The sequence below is a fragment of the Bacillus sp. RC242 genome (assembly GCF_044908245.1).
Classification (GTDB): Bacteria; Bacillota; Bacilli; order Bacillales; family Bacillaceae_G; genus Bacillus_A; species Bacillus_A mycoides.
Window position 1 is genome coordinate 44,808 of record NZ_JBIYCZ010000017.1, and the last position, 14,792, is coordinate 59,599.

Here is a 14,792-nt window from a genome sequence, read left to right on the forward strand (position 1 = left end):
GATGTGTCTCGATATTTATTTGTTACTTTCGCGTGATTGAGAAGTAGGAAGGGCCGGAGTGATAACTAATTGTCTCGGCTCAGTTTTCTTGAAGTGATTTTTGACGTTACACTTACGACATTGAACGACCCATGCTTTAATAGGATTTGTTAAAATAATTTTTTGCCTTTCGTTAGGGGCCTCTTCTTCCAATTTACAACTATCGCTCCACTTACTCCATTTCATTGTAAATTTAGAAGAAGAATGATCGTCTTCTCGATCAAACGTATGCAAAAAATCCATTTCTCCAGCTAGCATTACGGTGTTACTAGTTGCTAAAAAAGAAAAGGTCGTCCAATGTTTCTCCATGCCCTCCTACTCCTTTTTCACATATAGAGTGCCTAAAACTTAATTTACCTAAAATATGCTTACCTTTTACCTTACACTTATAGTTTATCCAAAACACTACTATGCAACTATCGATTTGTCTTACAAATCACCTTACATTTTTGTAAGAAACGAAAAACCTTCACTCTATATACGTGAAGGTTTCTCATTTCTTATCTATAGAATCTTTCATATCATCAAGTCTAGCCTCTTGCAGCTGCGACATCATACCGTGGGAAATTGCGCCTAATACTAAAGTCATTCCAATTAGTGAAATGCGAATTGCAGGTACATCAATTATGTAAGCCAACATACCAAGAACAATTGTTAAAAGCAATGCTTTTATAAATGTTACACTTGTATACTGTTTCTTTTTCATCATAATCACCCTTTTTGAAAGCGTTTTCTTAATATTATCAGTATATCATATCATCTGACTATTTTGTGGGGATTTCTGTAAAAACCTTATATCTTCTTTGACTTTTTTCTTTCTATCCTTTACAGTCGAAATGTTCACAAGTTTTACACTGTAGGAGGATTCAAATGAAAATTGAAATAAAAGACACTTTAATTTCTGAAGAACAATTACAAGAAAAAGTAAAAGAACTAGCGCTTCAAATCGAACGTGATTTTGAAGGAGAAGAAATCGTTGTAATCGCTGTATTAAAAGGATCTTTCGTATTCGCTGCTGATTTAATTCGTCATATTAAAAACGAAGTAACTATCGACTTTATCTCTGCATCTAGCTACGGAAATCAAACAGAAACAACTGGAAAAGTAAAACTATTAAAAGATATCGATGTAAACATTACTGGAAAAAACGTAATTGTCGTAGAAGACATTATCGATTCTGGTTTAACACTTCACTTCTTAAAAGATCACTTCTTCATGCATAAACCAAAAGCATTGAAGTTCTGTACGTTACTTGATAAACCTGAACGCCGTAAAGTGGACTTAAAAGCTGAGTATGTTGGCTTCCAAATTCCAGACGAATTTATCGTTGGCTACGGTATCGACTGCGCAGAAAAATATCGTAACTTACCATTTATCGCTTCAGTTGTAACGGAATAATATAATAAAATGAAACCTTAATCATTGGGATTTTTGTCCATTCCCAATGATTATTGGCCCGCGAATAGCGGGATCAAATAAGCTTCCATGCATTATTGGTGGAAGTTTTATTTCTACCGTAATTTATAAAAACAAAGGGAGAGATGAAGAATGACAAAGACAAAATTTAAAAAAGTACTCCTCATCGTAAATCCAAAAGCTGGACAAGGCGATTTACATACAAACTTAACGAAAATCGTACCACCACTTGCCGCAGCTTTTCCTGACTTACATATCCTTCATACGAAAAAGCAAGGTGATGCAACAAAATATTGTCAGGAGTTTGCTAGTAAAGTAGATTTAATTATCGTCTTTGGTGGTGATGGAACTGTATTTGAATGCACAAACGGCTTAGCCCCTCTTGAAACTAGACCTACACTTGCAATCATTCCAGGCGGAACTTGCAACGACTTCTCTCGCACACTTGGTGTTCCGCAAAATATTGCAGAAGCAGCGAAACTCATTACAAAAGAACATGTAAAACCAATTGATGTCGCAAAAGCAAACGGACAACACTTCTTAAACTTCTGGGGCATTGGACTCGTATCTGAAGTATCAAACAATATTGATGCAGAAGAGAAAGCAAAGCTTGGTAAAATCGGTTACTACTTAAGTACCATTCGAACTGTCAAAAACGCTGAAACATTCCCAGTAAAAATTACTTACGACGGACAAGTATATGAAGACGAAGCTGTCCTTGTTATGGTTGGAAACGGTGAATATCTTGGTGGTATCCCGTCCTTTATTCCGAACGTGAAATGCGATGACGGAACACTTGATATTTTCGTCGTAAAATCCACAGGCATCCAAGCATTTAAAGATTATATCGGAAAGAAATTATTTGAAGACACAAATGAAAATGATATCTTCCACGTAAAAGCAAAATCCATTCATATTGAAACAGAAGAAGAAAAAGAAGTAGATACAGATGGAGAAAGTTCGCTTCATACACCTTGTCATATTGAACTATTACAAGGGCACTTTACGATGATTTATAATCCTGCGGTTGTGTAATGCAAAAAGACGAGCTAAAGTTTCAACACTTTGGCCCGTCTTTTTTATTAGCAAGGCATTTTGATCTACTCTTTAATTTTTAATATAAATTTTCGTAATCAAACTCCACCCAATTTTTCCAGTGCGTATTAGCATCCTTATCTACAATAACACTTGGATCTTGCTCCTCTATCGCTGCAGCTACTGATTGGAAGAATTCATTTTCACTTACTTTCTCTTCTTCAACATGTTGCCACTCTTCCGTTTCATAAGCTACTTCCCAATCACCTTTTAAACCCAACTCTTCTAAAATTTCTTCTTTATCCCACCATAATAACTTTCTAGCTTCTTCATTAGTAGCAAGCATACGCAGGAAATATGTTGGACAAGACTCTTTCGTTTTCACTTCTATTCCATTATTCGCATAATCTTCTTCTGTAAATTGATATTCAAAATGATGATCGCGAATTTTTAAACTACCGTTATGAATATCCGGTATAAATTCACCTTTATTATCAAATAATTCATAATCTCCATCTTTTACTTGCAAAATACCGTCATCACCAATTGAATGATTCATTCTATTGCCATATACTTGAATATCATTAAATACACCTAATGAACCTACACCGACAATTTGAAACACCATTAACCAATCCTTAGTATCTTTAAAGAAAAGAGAAAATTTCACTTGCGAAATATCCATATATTCATTATCAAAGGCAGGAAATTCATAGTTACTTTGCTTTCTATCTAATAGCTTCAAAATAGCAGAAGGGTCTGTTTGCATGACCTAGTTCTTTTTAGGTACAATGAGGGAAAGAGGCAACCTGATATACAAGGGAGAGGAAAAGCTGTGTTCAACCAACAGTTAGTTAATTTACGCATTGATTTTGCATTTAAACAATTGTTTGGTACGAATGGTAGTGAAGATATTCTAATTGCATTTTTAAATGCCATGTTACAAGATTCTTTAGAATCACCCATCGCTTCTCTACAACTAGAAGATCCGCATTTACACCGGGCACACGCAAATGATAAATTATCAATTCTAGACATTTCAGCTACGTTAAACACAGGGACAAAAGTAAATGTCGAAATACAGCTCAATAATAATCACGATATGATGAAACGCAGTTTATATTATTGGGGAAAATTATACACATCTCAATTACAAAAAGGCATGCCATACAGTGCACTTCGTAAAACCATCACCATTAATTTATTGAACTTCATAATGTTTTTAGATCACAAAGAATTTCATACAATGGGCACATTATGGAATACACAACAACAGAAACTCCTAAGTGATGACATAGAAATTCACATTGTAGAAATCCCAAAGTTAACAGAACAATGGCATGAAGAAAAAGTAAATCCATGGAAAGATCCATTTGTTCGTTGGCTTTTATTACTTTCAGCAAATGAGGATGAACACTTAACTAAAACATTGGAGGATATTGCTATGAACCAAGATCCTATTTTACAAAAAGCGATAAATAAATGGGAACGTATGAGTCAAGATTCTTCTTTTCGCCAAGCCTATGAAGCGAGGGAAAAGGTTTTAATGGATGAGGCTGCAAAATTTGCCCACGCAGAGAAAGAAGGAATGAAAAGAGGCATAGAAAAGGGGATGGAAAAAGGGATTCAACAAGGAAAAATACAAATGATTAAAGGTATGTATGAACTTGGTATCCCTCTTGAAACGATTTCTCAAGCAAGCAAATTAAGTGTACATGAAGTTGAACGCATGTTAAGACATAAATAATAATGAAAAAGAGCTTGAATGGTTTCAAGCTCTTTTTCATCAACTTTCCTCAATTCTTTCAATCTTCCAAACTAAATTAGCTGGCTCATTTTTCTCTAAAAAGGTTAACATCCATATATTTTTCCCTTTGTCGTTCATCAACATCACTTTATGGTTTAACTTCCAAGCCACGTCACTAACATGATTAAACATTTTATACATGTCTTCTTCTCTAATAAGTTTGTCTTTTCTAATTAACCTTCTAGTTCTATACTCCCTTATTTCTAAGTAAATATCAGCATAAGCCACTTCATGCTGACAAATTATACTACATACATATTTTTTATTTGGACTACTCTTCTTTATATATGCAAGTTCATTTTTATAATCCAAATCCAGTATCTGATTGTATGCTTTTTCTAACGCCTCTATATCCCAATCATATTTCACAGCTAAATTCTTCATTTCAGAGTGTACAATACGAAGAGCTAATTCTTTTTTCTCTCGCTCTAATAAATACGAAAAATCCTTTTCACTCCCATACTCTACAAAAGCATTCATATATTCAGGGAAAATTCGATATTTCTTCTCCCACTGATTTAATAATGAAATATCATCCACACAGTAAATCAAAATACCTTTTTCATAGTCTGTTCTTAGCTTTGGCATATGTCGCTCGTATAAAGAAGTAATACAGCTCGTTTCTTGTAAAAAAGATATCTCTTCCTCATAATTGCTTGAGGATGTTAATTGTAATACTTCTAGGCTACTTATATTCTCTTTTCTTTTTAGAAAACTTAATTGGATATCTCTTATAATTGGCATTTACTCTCTCCTTCTTAACGCTACGACTATATAATTAATTCTCTAGTACCAACTAATTAATTTCAACCCAGCCCATTCCCATAGAGAGAAATAAAAGCCCCACTACAAAAAAGAGCGCACCAATTAAAAAGTAGAACGGTGCTCCGTGCAGCGGATCACTAAATAGCTCTAGAATATTTTGTGCCACTACTGTCCATTTATCTTTCTTTGAATCTTTTTCTTTTATTTCTTTTACAAATCTATAAATGCTTAGGCCAATCAAAATGATGCCTATTAATAGGCATCCTACTATAATTAAAATCCCCAATTATAACACTCCATTTAAATACCATTGTCATACACACTTCATTTTAACTAATAAAAAAGCGAAAGAGAACATAATTCCCACTATGTTTCCTTTCGTTTCACGAGAAATTTCATCACTATTTTTATTCCTTAACAATCCGAAAATAAGAACGAACCGTTAAGAAATAATAGCCAATATACATGGTGCCATACAGACCAATACTAATTAATAACGGGACTGCAATTTCATACGGAAGTACTGCCGATAAGCATTTTAGCACAAATAAACTATGTGAAACTCTAACTACTAATGGATATATTCCTCAATTACTCATATTAAATCTATTTTAATTCAGTTCTCTTAAAATTTTTTTTGATAGTATACTCATTTTCCTTTATAGTTCTTTAGGCTTATCTTAATTGAAATAAGAGAAGAAAAAGAGGTAGAAACATGCGGAGAAGGTTGACGGCATACACCGTGTCAAATTGAATTATTACTAAGGCGTTCAACGATGATTTATAATCCTGAGCTTGTATAATCGCTATTTCGCTATACTTTAACAATTACTAACCTTCGCATTTTTTAAAAAATACAGTATAATGAATAAATAAAAGGTTGTTAACAAAAAACGTTAACAACCTTTTTTGTTTTTTCCGAAAAACTTTTCAAATTAAAGAAGCGATCACATGTATTGGAGAAAAAATGATAAACCTGTAGAAGAACCAGAAGCAATTGCTGTGTGGGAATGCGAAGCAGACGACTGCCTTGGATGGATGCGTAAAAACTTTTCTTTAGAAGATAAGCCACAATGCCCGTTGTGTAAAGGCGACATGAAAAGCGGCGAACGATTACTACAGAAGTTATAATACCTTTCCCTCTTTATCTTTTATATACTGAAAAAATAGAGGATTTTGTTTCTCCTTATCTACAGTACAAGTTGCTTCCTAATTACAAATAATGAAAAAAGCAGCTATTACGTAGAATAGCTGCTTTTTTGAATTTATAACTTCTTCATCACTATAAATTCCATATAATATTCCCCTAAATTTAGCTCGATTCATCATCCCCCTTATTCACTACACACTACACTTCTTTCGGAAGAACAATTTTTTTATACAATTGAACTGTAATGAAATAATAAAACACATAAATGACTAAGAAAATAATAATCGGCAGCCAAATACGGAAATATGGATTATCTATTAAGAACGAGAACATGTTCATTCCGACTAATACGTGCGTTATACCTACGATCGCTGGGAATAAGAAAATGAAAAATAACTCTTTATAAATTGATTTCGTTAATAGCTCATAACGTACACCAATTTTACGAAGCATTTGATAGCGAATAATATCTTTTGAAGCACCAGAAAGAATTTTAAACATTAAACAACTTGCCAACATCGCTAAGAAAGCTATGCCTAAGAAAAAACCCATAAATACTGTTCCACTGTAAGTACTGTAATATCCTTCATACAGCATATATTTACTCAAAAGATGTACTTCTTTCATATCTTTATATTTAGCTAGCTCTAATTCATCAATTTTTTTCCATTCTTCTTTATACGTTATAAAATTGTCCGTTTTCCCCAGTATTATAATTTCTTCTTTACCTTGTATCCCATCATACATCTTTTGATCTACAATTTTTATCTTTTGACTAGGATTCATATATGTCTTTTGAAGAGACCGTAAAACATTTCCCCATTCTTCTGGAATTACATTGGTATTATTCTCATTTTTTTCTTGGCTATGACTTAAAACGGATCCCGCAATTAGTTCCCTCGAAACAGGAATGAATCGGCTACTATTCTTGTCATTTCCAGTACGTGTTAGCGGACGCTTTCTTTCCAAATCTTCTTTCAATTGATAAATAAACTGCTCATCTACTTTGTATCGATATTCATTCTTTTCTTTAAATGTAATACTATCTAGTATTTTCTTTTCTTCTGCTGTGGGATTTTTAATTTCGACATCATAGTATTCTGCACTCTCCACTATATTTGTAACATTATTTTTTAACGCCATACCACTGGAGATTGCACCCGCACCAAGAGCAACTAACATCGTCACTGTTGCTAATACTTTCGTTAAGCTATTAATAGAAAAACTTAACTGAGCAAACGTAAACACATTGATTCCTTTTTCACTACGATTTTTATTCGCTTTTAGTTTATTAATAATAATGGGAAGGAATGATGCAAATAGCATGTAAGTTCCTAATGTTACTGTAATTGTTGCAATGATAAATCCTGATTCCTTTAGCTCCTTCATATAAATCATCGAAACATAGCCAACTGCTAATAAAATAATTGATAAAAGTGCTACTATACTTGTTAGTTTCCCTTTAATAAACGTACGCTCTGTTTGACTATTGGAGTGAACGAGTTGTAATGGCGAATTACGCACTAGTTTCATACCATTCATAATTGCGGACAACATAAATAATGCAATGAAAAAGATGAAAGTAACAACGATTGATGGTACATAAAATGCATGATAACCACCGCCAGTAAATTCCAGCTCCTTCATCAGTAAATGTCCAACACCTTGTGCCAAGATTATACCGACTATCACACCTACTATAAGAGATACTATTCCTAATACAATTGTTTCAATAAACATGAGCAATGTAATTTTATGCTTTTTTGCCCCTAATACCATATACATACCAAATTCTTTTTGCCGAAGTGATAATAAAAATGAATTGGCGTATAAAATATAAAATAATGTAATAAATCCTAATAAAAATGAGCCCGTTTGAAAGACGGAAAAAATCCCATCCATAGAATTCCCTTCAATAAACGTTTTATTTAACGCTAACGTTTGAAACATATAAAAAATTGAAATAGACATAATAAGCCCAACTAATAAGACCATATAGTCTTTTCGTTTACTTTTTATTCCCGACATGGAAAGTTTGAATAACATGTTGAACCTTCTTTCTTATGCTTTTTGTGTGCCTAAATCCGCAAGCACATCTAAAATTTCTTTATAAAACTCATCACGCGTACCTCTGCGATGAATTTCTTTATACAGTTCTCCGTCTTGGATGAATAAAATACGTCGGCAGTAACTCGCACTAAATGGATCATGTGTAACCATCATAATCGAAACATCCTGTTCTTCATTTAAGTTGGTCATCGACTCTAATAAACTTTTCGCATTTTTAGAATCAAGCGCTCCTGTTGGCTCATCTCCTAAAATAATGGCTGGCTCATGTACAAGTGCACGGGCCGCTGCCGAACGTTGTTTTTGTCCACCAGATACTTCGGACGGATATTTTTGAAGAATCTCTGAAATCCCTAACATTTCTGCTACCTTTTTCACCTTTGATTCAATTCTTTTCGAATGAACGCCTTGCAGAGAAAGCGGTAATGCAATGTTTTCATAGATTAATAAATTTTCAAGTAAGTTAAAATCTTGAAAGATAAACCCTAGTGTCTCTGAGCGAAAATCAGATAATTCTCCCTGCTTCATTTTCGTAATATCTATTCCAGCAATTTCAACAATTCCACCTGTTGCCTTATCTAATGTAGAAATTACATTCAATAATGTTGTTTTTCCTGAACCAGATGGTCCCATAATTCCAACGAATTCACCCTCTTGAATTGAGAACGATACATTCTTTAGTGCATGTGATTGACTCTCATCTTTTTTACCGTATACCTTTTGTACATTCTTTACCTCTACAACTGATGCTTTCATATATATCCTCCTACACTTCTTTTTCCTATCTTTTATTTTCCCTACATATTTTCCGAGCACTTCTTAACCCATTTCTAAGTATAGATAGCATTTCTTAATAAATAGCAGCGGATATTCTTAACATTTCTTTAAGAATATGAAAAAGCCCCAAGGCTAGTAGCTTGGGACTTTTGATTTCTCTATTCTATTTTGGAGTAAGAAATAAAGTATTTATTTCTCCTCTTTCATCTTAATTTTCGCTTGTTTATAAAAATCTAATTTCTCTTTGTTATATTCTTGTGTATATCTATTAAATTTCTCTTTTTCTCGTCGAATGTCCTCATTCATTTGATTTACACCTTTAATCTTTTCACTAACCTTTTTTAAGTTCGTTTCTTTTTCACCTAAGCTTTTATATAATTCTCTTTCAGATTTCATTAACTTTTGATACGAATCATTTATCTTACTAAAAGATGCATAACGCTTTTTATAAATATCCTGTATGTTTTTTGCTTGTTTCTGAAGAGCTGCATCTTCCATTTTATCTATAGTTTTATGAACTGATTTTACTTCTTCTTGTGCTTTTCCAAAAGCTTCTTTTTCTTTGTTCCATACTTTTTCACGTTCATCAATACTTTTTGTAGCTTGCTCTAGCTTCGGCATAATTGCTTGGTTACTATCTTTACCATCATTTATAATTTGATTGTATAACTCTTGACCTTGTTTTTCTAAGACCTCTAGTTTTTTCGCATCTTCAGAAACCATCTTTTCTTGCTTCATCGCGTTTTCAAATGCGACGTACAATTCTGCTTCTGGCTTTGCGCCAAAACACCCTGTCAATAAGCTTATAGATATAATTCCCGTAATCGTTAACGCTTTATAAATCAATATCAGTTCCTCCTATGTTACATACGTTTATCATGCATAAAGTTCAATGGGAAATGATCATCTTCATGATACGCTTCCAATTCATACCCTTTTTCTTTTAACCCTTTAATAATAGCAGGTACTGCTGCAACGGATTGCGGATGAATGTCATGCATCAAAATCACTTCTTTTTGATCTGTCGCACCAGCCAGTACATTTTGAACAATTTTTGCTGTTGCTGTATTTATTGGCATTCCACTGTATTCCCAATCTAATGAATCAATTGTCCAATCCCATACTTTAAGACCATTTTCTACAACTTTATTACGAAGTTCTTCGTGTAACCCAGGCTTCGAACCATATGGCGGACGTGTTAGTTTTGGAGCATGTCCAAGAATACTAGCAATTAAACTTTGATCCTCTTTCATTTCATCTACATAGCCACCCTGGGCATATAATTTCTTGTTATTATGCGTCATACTATGCATTCCCACATAGTGTCCTTCTACTTCTTCTCGTTTTACTAAATCAGGATATGATTTTACATTTTGACCGATTAGAAAAAATGTTGCTTTCGCATCATTTTCCTTTAATATATCTAGTAACTGTGCCGTATACTTTCCTGGACCATCATCAAAAGTAAGATAGGCAATTTTCCTAGTTTGACCATTAAATTGCGTTGGTGCTACCTTATTCATTTCCACTTTTATTTGTTCATTTGCATACTGAACTGAATTTTCTTGATTTGCTATCGCTTTTGCAGGTGAGGTTATCGATTGAAATACGAAAAAAGCTCCTCCCACTACAACTGTAGCTACTGTCATTACAACTATGTTTTTTACCTTTAACAATTTCCCCATTCTATTAATTCCTTTCTACATCCCTTACTTATTAATGAAATATTAATCTAGCTTTTCAAGTCTTCCTCGTTATATATTTATCTTTCCTTCGGAAGAACAATCCTCTTATATAATTGTACAGTGATTAAATAGTAGACTATATAAATTCCTAGGAATATACAAATCGGCATCCATATGTTCACATATGGATTCACAAAAAATTTAACAAATGTAAATATGTTCATTCCTACCAAAACATGAATGAGACCCAATATTGCTGGAAATAGAAATACGATACCTAATTCTTTATACATAGATTTTATAAGTAATTCTTTACGCACCCCAATTTTTCGAAGCATCTCATACCGCCCTATATCTTTCGTAGCCCCAGAAAGGATTTTAAACATTAAACAACTTGCCATCATAGCTAAAAAAGCAAGACCTAAAAAGAATCCCATAAAGGAAGTTCCTTTTGAAAAGGCGAGCATAGATTCATAATCACCATAGTTCGTTGGTAAATATACATCTGCTTTAGGCCTATTAGTGGCAGCAGCTATTTTTTCAATTTGACGATTATCCATCTCTTTTAACTCTGTTTTATACTGTAAAATATTATCTACTTTAGCAATAAAAAACGTATGCTCATTCCCTTGAATTGTTTCATAACGGTTTTTATCGACAATATAGACAGGCTTACGATCATACACAGTAATATTCGACCTAAAATCACTATCCACAATCTTGTCCCAGTTCATCGGTAACGTAGAACTAGATGGATCAACTTCCTCTCCCTTAAACATCCTATAGCTCGAAGATGGAAGTTGTTCAGAAATATGTGTTGTCTCTTTCTTTCTGAATAGAAGTGGAGGATTCTCTAATAATTCCTCTTTTAAATAGTAAACAGCCTCATTATCAACTTTATATTTATACTGTTTTTTATCTATAATTTTCATTTTTTCCATAGCTTTATAATCCGTTGCTTCTGGATCATGAATTGTAATATCATACCCTGGCATTTTTTCTGCTGTAAGGATTACATTTTTCTGTAAAGACATGCCACCGGCCATTGCCCCCACGCCTAGTCCAATTAGCATCGTTACCGTTCCTAATATTTTCGTCAAACTACTTACACGGAACTGCAATTGTGCAAATGTAAATGCATTTAATTTCTTTTCGTTTAAATAGCGCGTTTTTTTTAATCTATTAACAAACGTGGGTAAAAGAGAAATAAATATAAGGTATGTTCCCAATGTAATTGTGAATAATGGGAGTAAAATGGCACCAGCACCTTTTATTCCTACAAAGATTACGAAATAATATCCTACACTTAGTCCTAATAAACTACATAAAGTTAACGCCATTGTGACAGGACCCTTTTTTCGTATCTGCTCCGCCTTTTGCTCTGTACGAATTAAATCTAATTCTGTTTTAAGTGTTATTCGAATTGCATTCACAACAGATGTAAGCAGAAACAATGCACTGAAGAATATAAATGTTATTTTGAATGCAGGACCATAAAAAGCTTGATAACCTTCAGCTGATATTTCCAATTGTTTTGTTAAAAACCCACTTATGAAATTAGAAAGAATAGCTCCGAATACACTACCTAATACTAGTGAAATCATTCCCATGGCTAACGTCTCAAAAAATAAGAGTTGGCTGATTTTACTCTTTTTTGCTCCTAATACAAGATACATGCCAAGTTCTTTCCGCCGGAGTGAGAGGAGAAATGAGTTTGCATAAAAAATATAAAAGAAGGTAATAAACGCCACCAAAATAGATCCTATTTGAAATACAAATACAATTGAACCAATAATGCTGTTATTCATTGTAAATTCTTTATTTAACGCAAGCGTTTGAAACATATAAAATATAGAAATTGAGATTACAAGACCTATTAGTAAAACGATGTAATCCTTTATCATTTTTTTCATACTGGAAATAGAAAGTTTTAATAACATACTCTATGCCCACGCTTCTCTACAGTATGGTGTACTACATTCACCTTTTTACTATGCACTTTTTGCACAACGTTCTCATCAAATATTAAATTTTTCATATTGCCTCCTGTCATATGGCCAGTGTTGCGATTATGCTATTTTTATAGACACTAACTATCATTTTATCTTTTCTTTACAAACAGCAATATTCATTCCCCTTACATTATCCTTACATTTTTGTAATGTATATTTCTAATGAAATTATAATATACGAATTAAATGTTTTATAACCCAATTCATATACCATTACTTTGTTCTCACGAAGATGGCGTCAATAACGTTTTCGAAGAGCCATTATTCTCGCGCTCAAATAATGCATTTACAAATATAAATTCGAAGGATATTGTATAGGTTTTCTAGCCTACTGGAGAGGTTATATAAATAATTAATATTAAAAATGGACAAAAAAAGACCCATTGTAATACTTAATAACTTTGCACTTATCATCAGTTTACCTCTTCATTATAATTGTCCGAGATAAAGATAAGATAAAGATAAGATAAAGATAAAATAAAAACGATATAAAGATATAACTACATATTATTAAATTTAGTACCATTTTATTTTCCCTTATCCCTCTTACTCTTTACTTTACATTAATTCTCTTCGTTTCTAATTCACCTCTCATAGACACTATATAAAACTATTATTTAGGTTCTATTAAAATTACATCTTCTAAATCATATAGATTTGCCTTTGGTTTTGCATAAATAATATAAGCAAGACCATATTGATCTGGTTCTTGCTCTATCACCTCTGCTACTTCAAGACCGGGTGGTATTTTCTGACTTAATTCAGAGGTAATAACGCTATCACCTATTTTTATTTCTTTCGCTTTATCTGATGGAATATTATCAATTCGAAGGGCTTGTTTTTTCTTATCGTACCCTGTAACAAATCCTAAAATAGATGAATCATTTTGGAAGGTGATTGCTAAACGATTTGTTCGTTCATCTTTCGTAATTAATTTCACAACAGATGTATATTGATCTACACTCTCTACCTTTCCGATAAAACCGTTCACTGTAATAACAGCCATATCAGCCTTTACACCATGTTGTGAACCTCTATCGAGAGTAATTTCTCTATACCACTCTTCTGCTACACGGGTTACTACTTTAGCTTGAATGAAATTATATTTTCCCTGTTCCTTTAATTCTTTCGTTTTGTTGATAATTTTAGTAAGGCTTTCTTTCTCCTCACTTAACATTTGTACTTTACTCTTTAACGATTCTTGATGTTCAATTTTCCCTTTCAATACCTGATTCTCTTTATATACTTTATAGATGTCTTCTATATTATGAACAATATTTTGGACATGCTTATTATTTGTACATACATACACCATCAATAAAGCCAAAAGAATAATTGAAAGAAATAATAATATTTTCTTCTTAGAAACCTGCATAATTATCCTGCTACTCCTTACTATTTTTTATCTACATACTATAGAATACTAGTCATTGTACACAGAAGAAATGCAGTTTGGATAAAGTTCAGATAAACTTTATCTTCTTTATAAAAAATTTAGAAATTATCATATACTGCCACTATATTCGAAGCTTGATCGTTACTTTATCCATGGAATGCAACTTATAATTTCTATAACTAATTATGTTTTATTTGTACTTTCTCTTTTACTTTATTAGGTATTTCATCTACTTGTACTTCCTCACATTTCATACCATAACTTCCTTTAGATCTAATCTTTAAATATGACCCTATTCTTAAATGTTTTGAAGCAGTCATCGCGATCTTTTGCTCTTGACCGGATTCATTATATCCTTTGAATTTATATTGCCATCTACCAAAACCATCTTTCTTAGCCTCAAATTTACCATCATTGTCTACAACAGCATAATAAACATCTTCTTTAATAAATGGATTGAGTTGATCTACAATCGGTCCACCTTTCCCGATAAGTAATGTAACTCCAACTATAATCAATACGATAAACGCACTTATATTTTTCATGAAACTTTCTATTCTCCTCTTCTCAGATACTTCCCCTTAAAGGACTTCCTCTAAATCAATAGCGGCGGCGCTATTACTTATTAAAATGTAACCAAATT

Annotated in this window: 16 protein-coding genes and 1 pseudogene; 4 read left to right on the forward strand and 13 right to left on the reverse strand. The window is 32.8% G+C overall.

The features are described from left to right. Nucleotides 1–15 precede the first annotated feature (15 nt). Complete coding sequence (locus ABH957_RS24760) at nucleotides 16–348, reverse strand: hypothetical protein (protein WP_000410947.1); 333 nt, start codon at nucleotides 346–348, stop codon at nucleotides 16–18. A 184-nt stretch (nucleotides 349–532) separates the two neighbouring features. Then, nucleotides 533–748, reverse strand: coding sequence for a hypothetical protein (locus ABH957_RS24765; RefSeq protein WP_002034478.1), 216 nt, complete (start codon nucleotides 746–748; stop codon nucleotides 533–535). 161 nt (nucleotides 749–909) lie between these two features. On the opposite strand from ABH957_RS24765, the gene hpt reads away from it, so the two are divergent. Continuing rightward, on the forward strand, nucleotides 910–1,437 hold the full coding sequence (hpt, locus tag ABH957_RS24770) for a hypoxanthine phosphoribosyltransferase (protein ID WP_000687586.1): 528 nt from the start codon (nucleotides 910–912) through the stop codon (nucleotides 1,435–1,437). Between the two features lie 150 nt (nucleotides 1,438–1,587). After that, the gene (locus ABH957_RS24775; RefSeq protein ID WP_404448399.1) at nucleotides 1,588–2,490 is read left to right on the forward strand and encodes a diacylglycerol/lipid kinase family protein; all 903 of its coding nucleotides are present in this window, start codon (nucleotides 1,588–1,590) and stop codon (nucleotides 2,488–2,490) included. Between the two features lie 79 nt (nucleotides 2,491–2,569). Here the strand turns inward: ABH957_RS24775 and ABH957_RS24780 are convergent, their stop codons facing one another. Beyond that, nucleotides 2,570–3,259 (reverse strand): DUF7003 family protein, encoded by a 690-nt coding sequence (locus ABH957_RS24780; RefSeq protein WP_404512422.1) that lies wholly within the window; start codon nucleotides 3,257–3,259, stop codon nucleotides 2,570–2,572. A gap of 66 nt (nucleotides 3,260–3,325) precedes the next feature. Here ABH957_RS24780 and ABH957_RS24785 point away from each other — a divergent pair, with 66 nt between their 5' ends. After that, on the forward strand, nucleotides 3,326–4,237 hold the full coding sequence (locus tag ABH957_RS24785) for an Rpn family recombination-promoting nuclease/putative transposase (RefSeq protein ID WP_404512424.1): 912 nt from the start codon (nucleotides 3,326–3,328) through the stop codon (nucleotides 4,235–4,237). 39 nt (nucleotides 4,238–4,276) lie between these two features. Here ABH957_RS24785 and ABH957_RS24790 read toward each other — a convergent pair whose 3' ends face one another. From ABH957_RS24790 to ABH957_RS24800, 3 genes and pseudogenes are all read right to left on the reverse strand, one after another. Then, entirely contained in the window at nucleotides 4,277–5,041 is a 765-nt protein-coding gene (locus ABH957_RS24790) for a hypothetical protein (RefSeq protein ID WP_113938183.1), read from the reverse strand. Between the two features lie 52 nt (nucleotides 5,042–5,093). After that, nucleotides 5,094–5,348, reverse strand: a complete 255-nt coding sequence (locus ABH957_RS24795) for a hypothetical protein (RefSeq protein ID WP_002164894.1) — start codon at nucleotides 5,346–5,348, stop codon at nucleotides 5,094–5,096. Between the two features lie 121 nt (nucleotides 5,349–5,469). After that, nucleotides 5,470–5,640 (reverse strand): annotated as a pseudogene (locus ABH957_RS24800) (FtsX-like permease family protein); the annotation flags it as partial. 373 nt (nucleotides 5,641–6,013) lie between these two features. On the opposite strand from ABH957_RS24800, the gene ABH957_RS24805 reads away from it, so the two are divergent. Then, nucleotides 6,014–6,193, forward strand: a complete 180-nt coding sequence (locus tag ABH957_RS24805; protein WP_002015777.1) for a cold-inducible protein YdjO-related protein — start codon at nucleotides 6,014–6,016, stop codon at nucleotides 6,191–6,193. Between the two features lie 217 nt (nucleotides 6,194–6,410). Here ABH957_RS24805 and ABH957_RS24810 read toward each other — a convergent pair whose 3' ends face one another. From ABH957_RS24810 to ABH957_RS24840, 7 genes are all read right to left on the reverse strand, one after another. After that, complete coding sequence (locus ABH957_RS24810; RefSeq protein WP_404491839.1) at nucleotides 6,411–8,258, reverse strand: FtsX-like permease family protein; 1,848 nt, start codon at nucleotides 8,256–8,258, stop codon at nucleotides 6,411–6,413. 15 nt (nucleotides 8,259–8,273) lie between these two features. After that, nucleotides 8,274–9,035, reverse strand: coding sequence for an ABC transporter ATP-binding protein (locus ABH957_RS24815; protein ID WP_003192015.1), 762 nt, complete (start codon nucleotides 9,033–9,035; stop codon nucleotides 8,274–8,276). Between the two features lie 210 nt (nucleotides 9,036–9,245). Next, complete coding sequence (locus tag ABH957_RS24820) at nucleotides 9,246–9,905, reverse strand: YkyA family protein (protein WP_404512448.1); 660 nt, start codon at nucleotides 9,903–9,905, stop codon at nucleotides 9,246–9,248. A 14-nt stretch (nucleotides 9,906–9,919) separates the two neighbouring features. Next, nucleotides 9,920–10,741 (reverse strand): peptidoglycan-N-acetylglucosamine deacetylase, encoded by an 822-nt coding sequence (locus ABH957_RS24825; RefSeq protein ID WP_002143531.1) that lies wholly within the window; start codon nucleotides 10,739–10,741, stop codon nucleotides 9,920–9,922. 77 nt (nucleotides 10,742–10,818) lie between these two features. Continuing rightward, a complete protein-coding gene (locus ABH957_RS24830; protein ID WP_404512426.1) occupies nucleotides 10,819–12,681 on the reverse strand; it encodes an FtsX-like permease family protein in 1,863 nt (620 codons plus the stop codon). A gap of 685 nt (nucleotides 12,682–13,366) precedes the next feature. After that, nucleotides 13,367–14,128 (reverse strand): rod shape-determining protein MreC, encoded by a 762-nt coding sequence (gene mreC, locus ABH957_RS24835; protein ID WP_404457718.1) that lies wholly within the window; start codon nucleotides 14,126–14,128, stop codon nucleotides 13,367–13,369. A gap of 200 nt (nucleotides 14,129–14,328) precedes the next feature. After that, the gene (locus ABH957_RS24840) at nucleotides 14,329–14,694 is read right to left on the reverse strand and encodes a YxeA family protein (RefSeq protein WP_404512428.1); all 366 of its coding nucleotides are present in this window, start codon (nucleotides 14,692–14,694) and stop codon (nucleotides 14,329–14,331) included. Nucleotides 14,695–14,792: the final 98 nt, after the last annotated feature.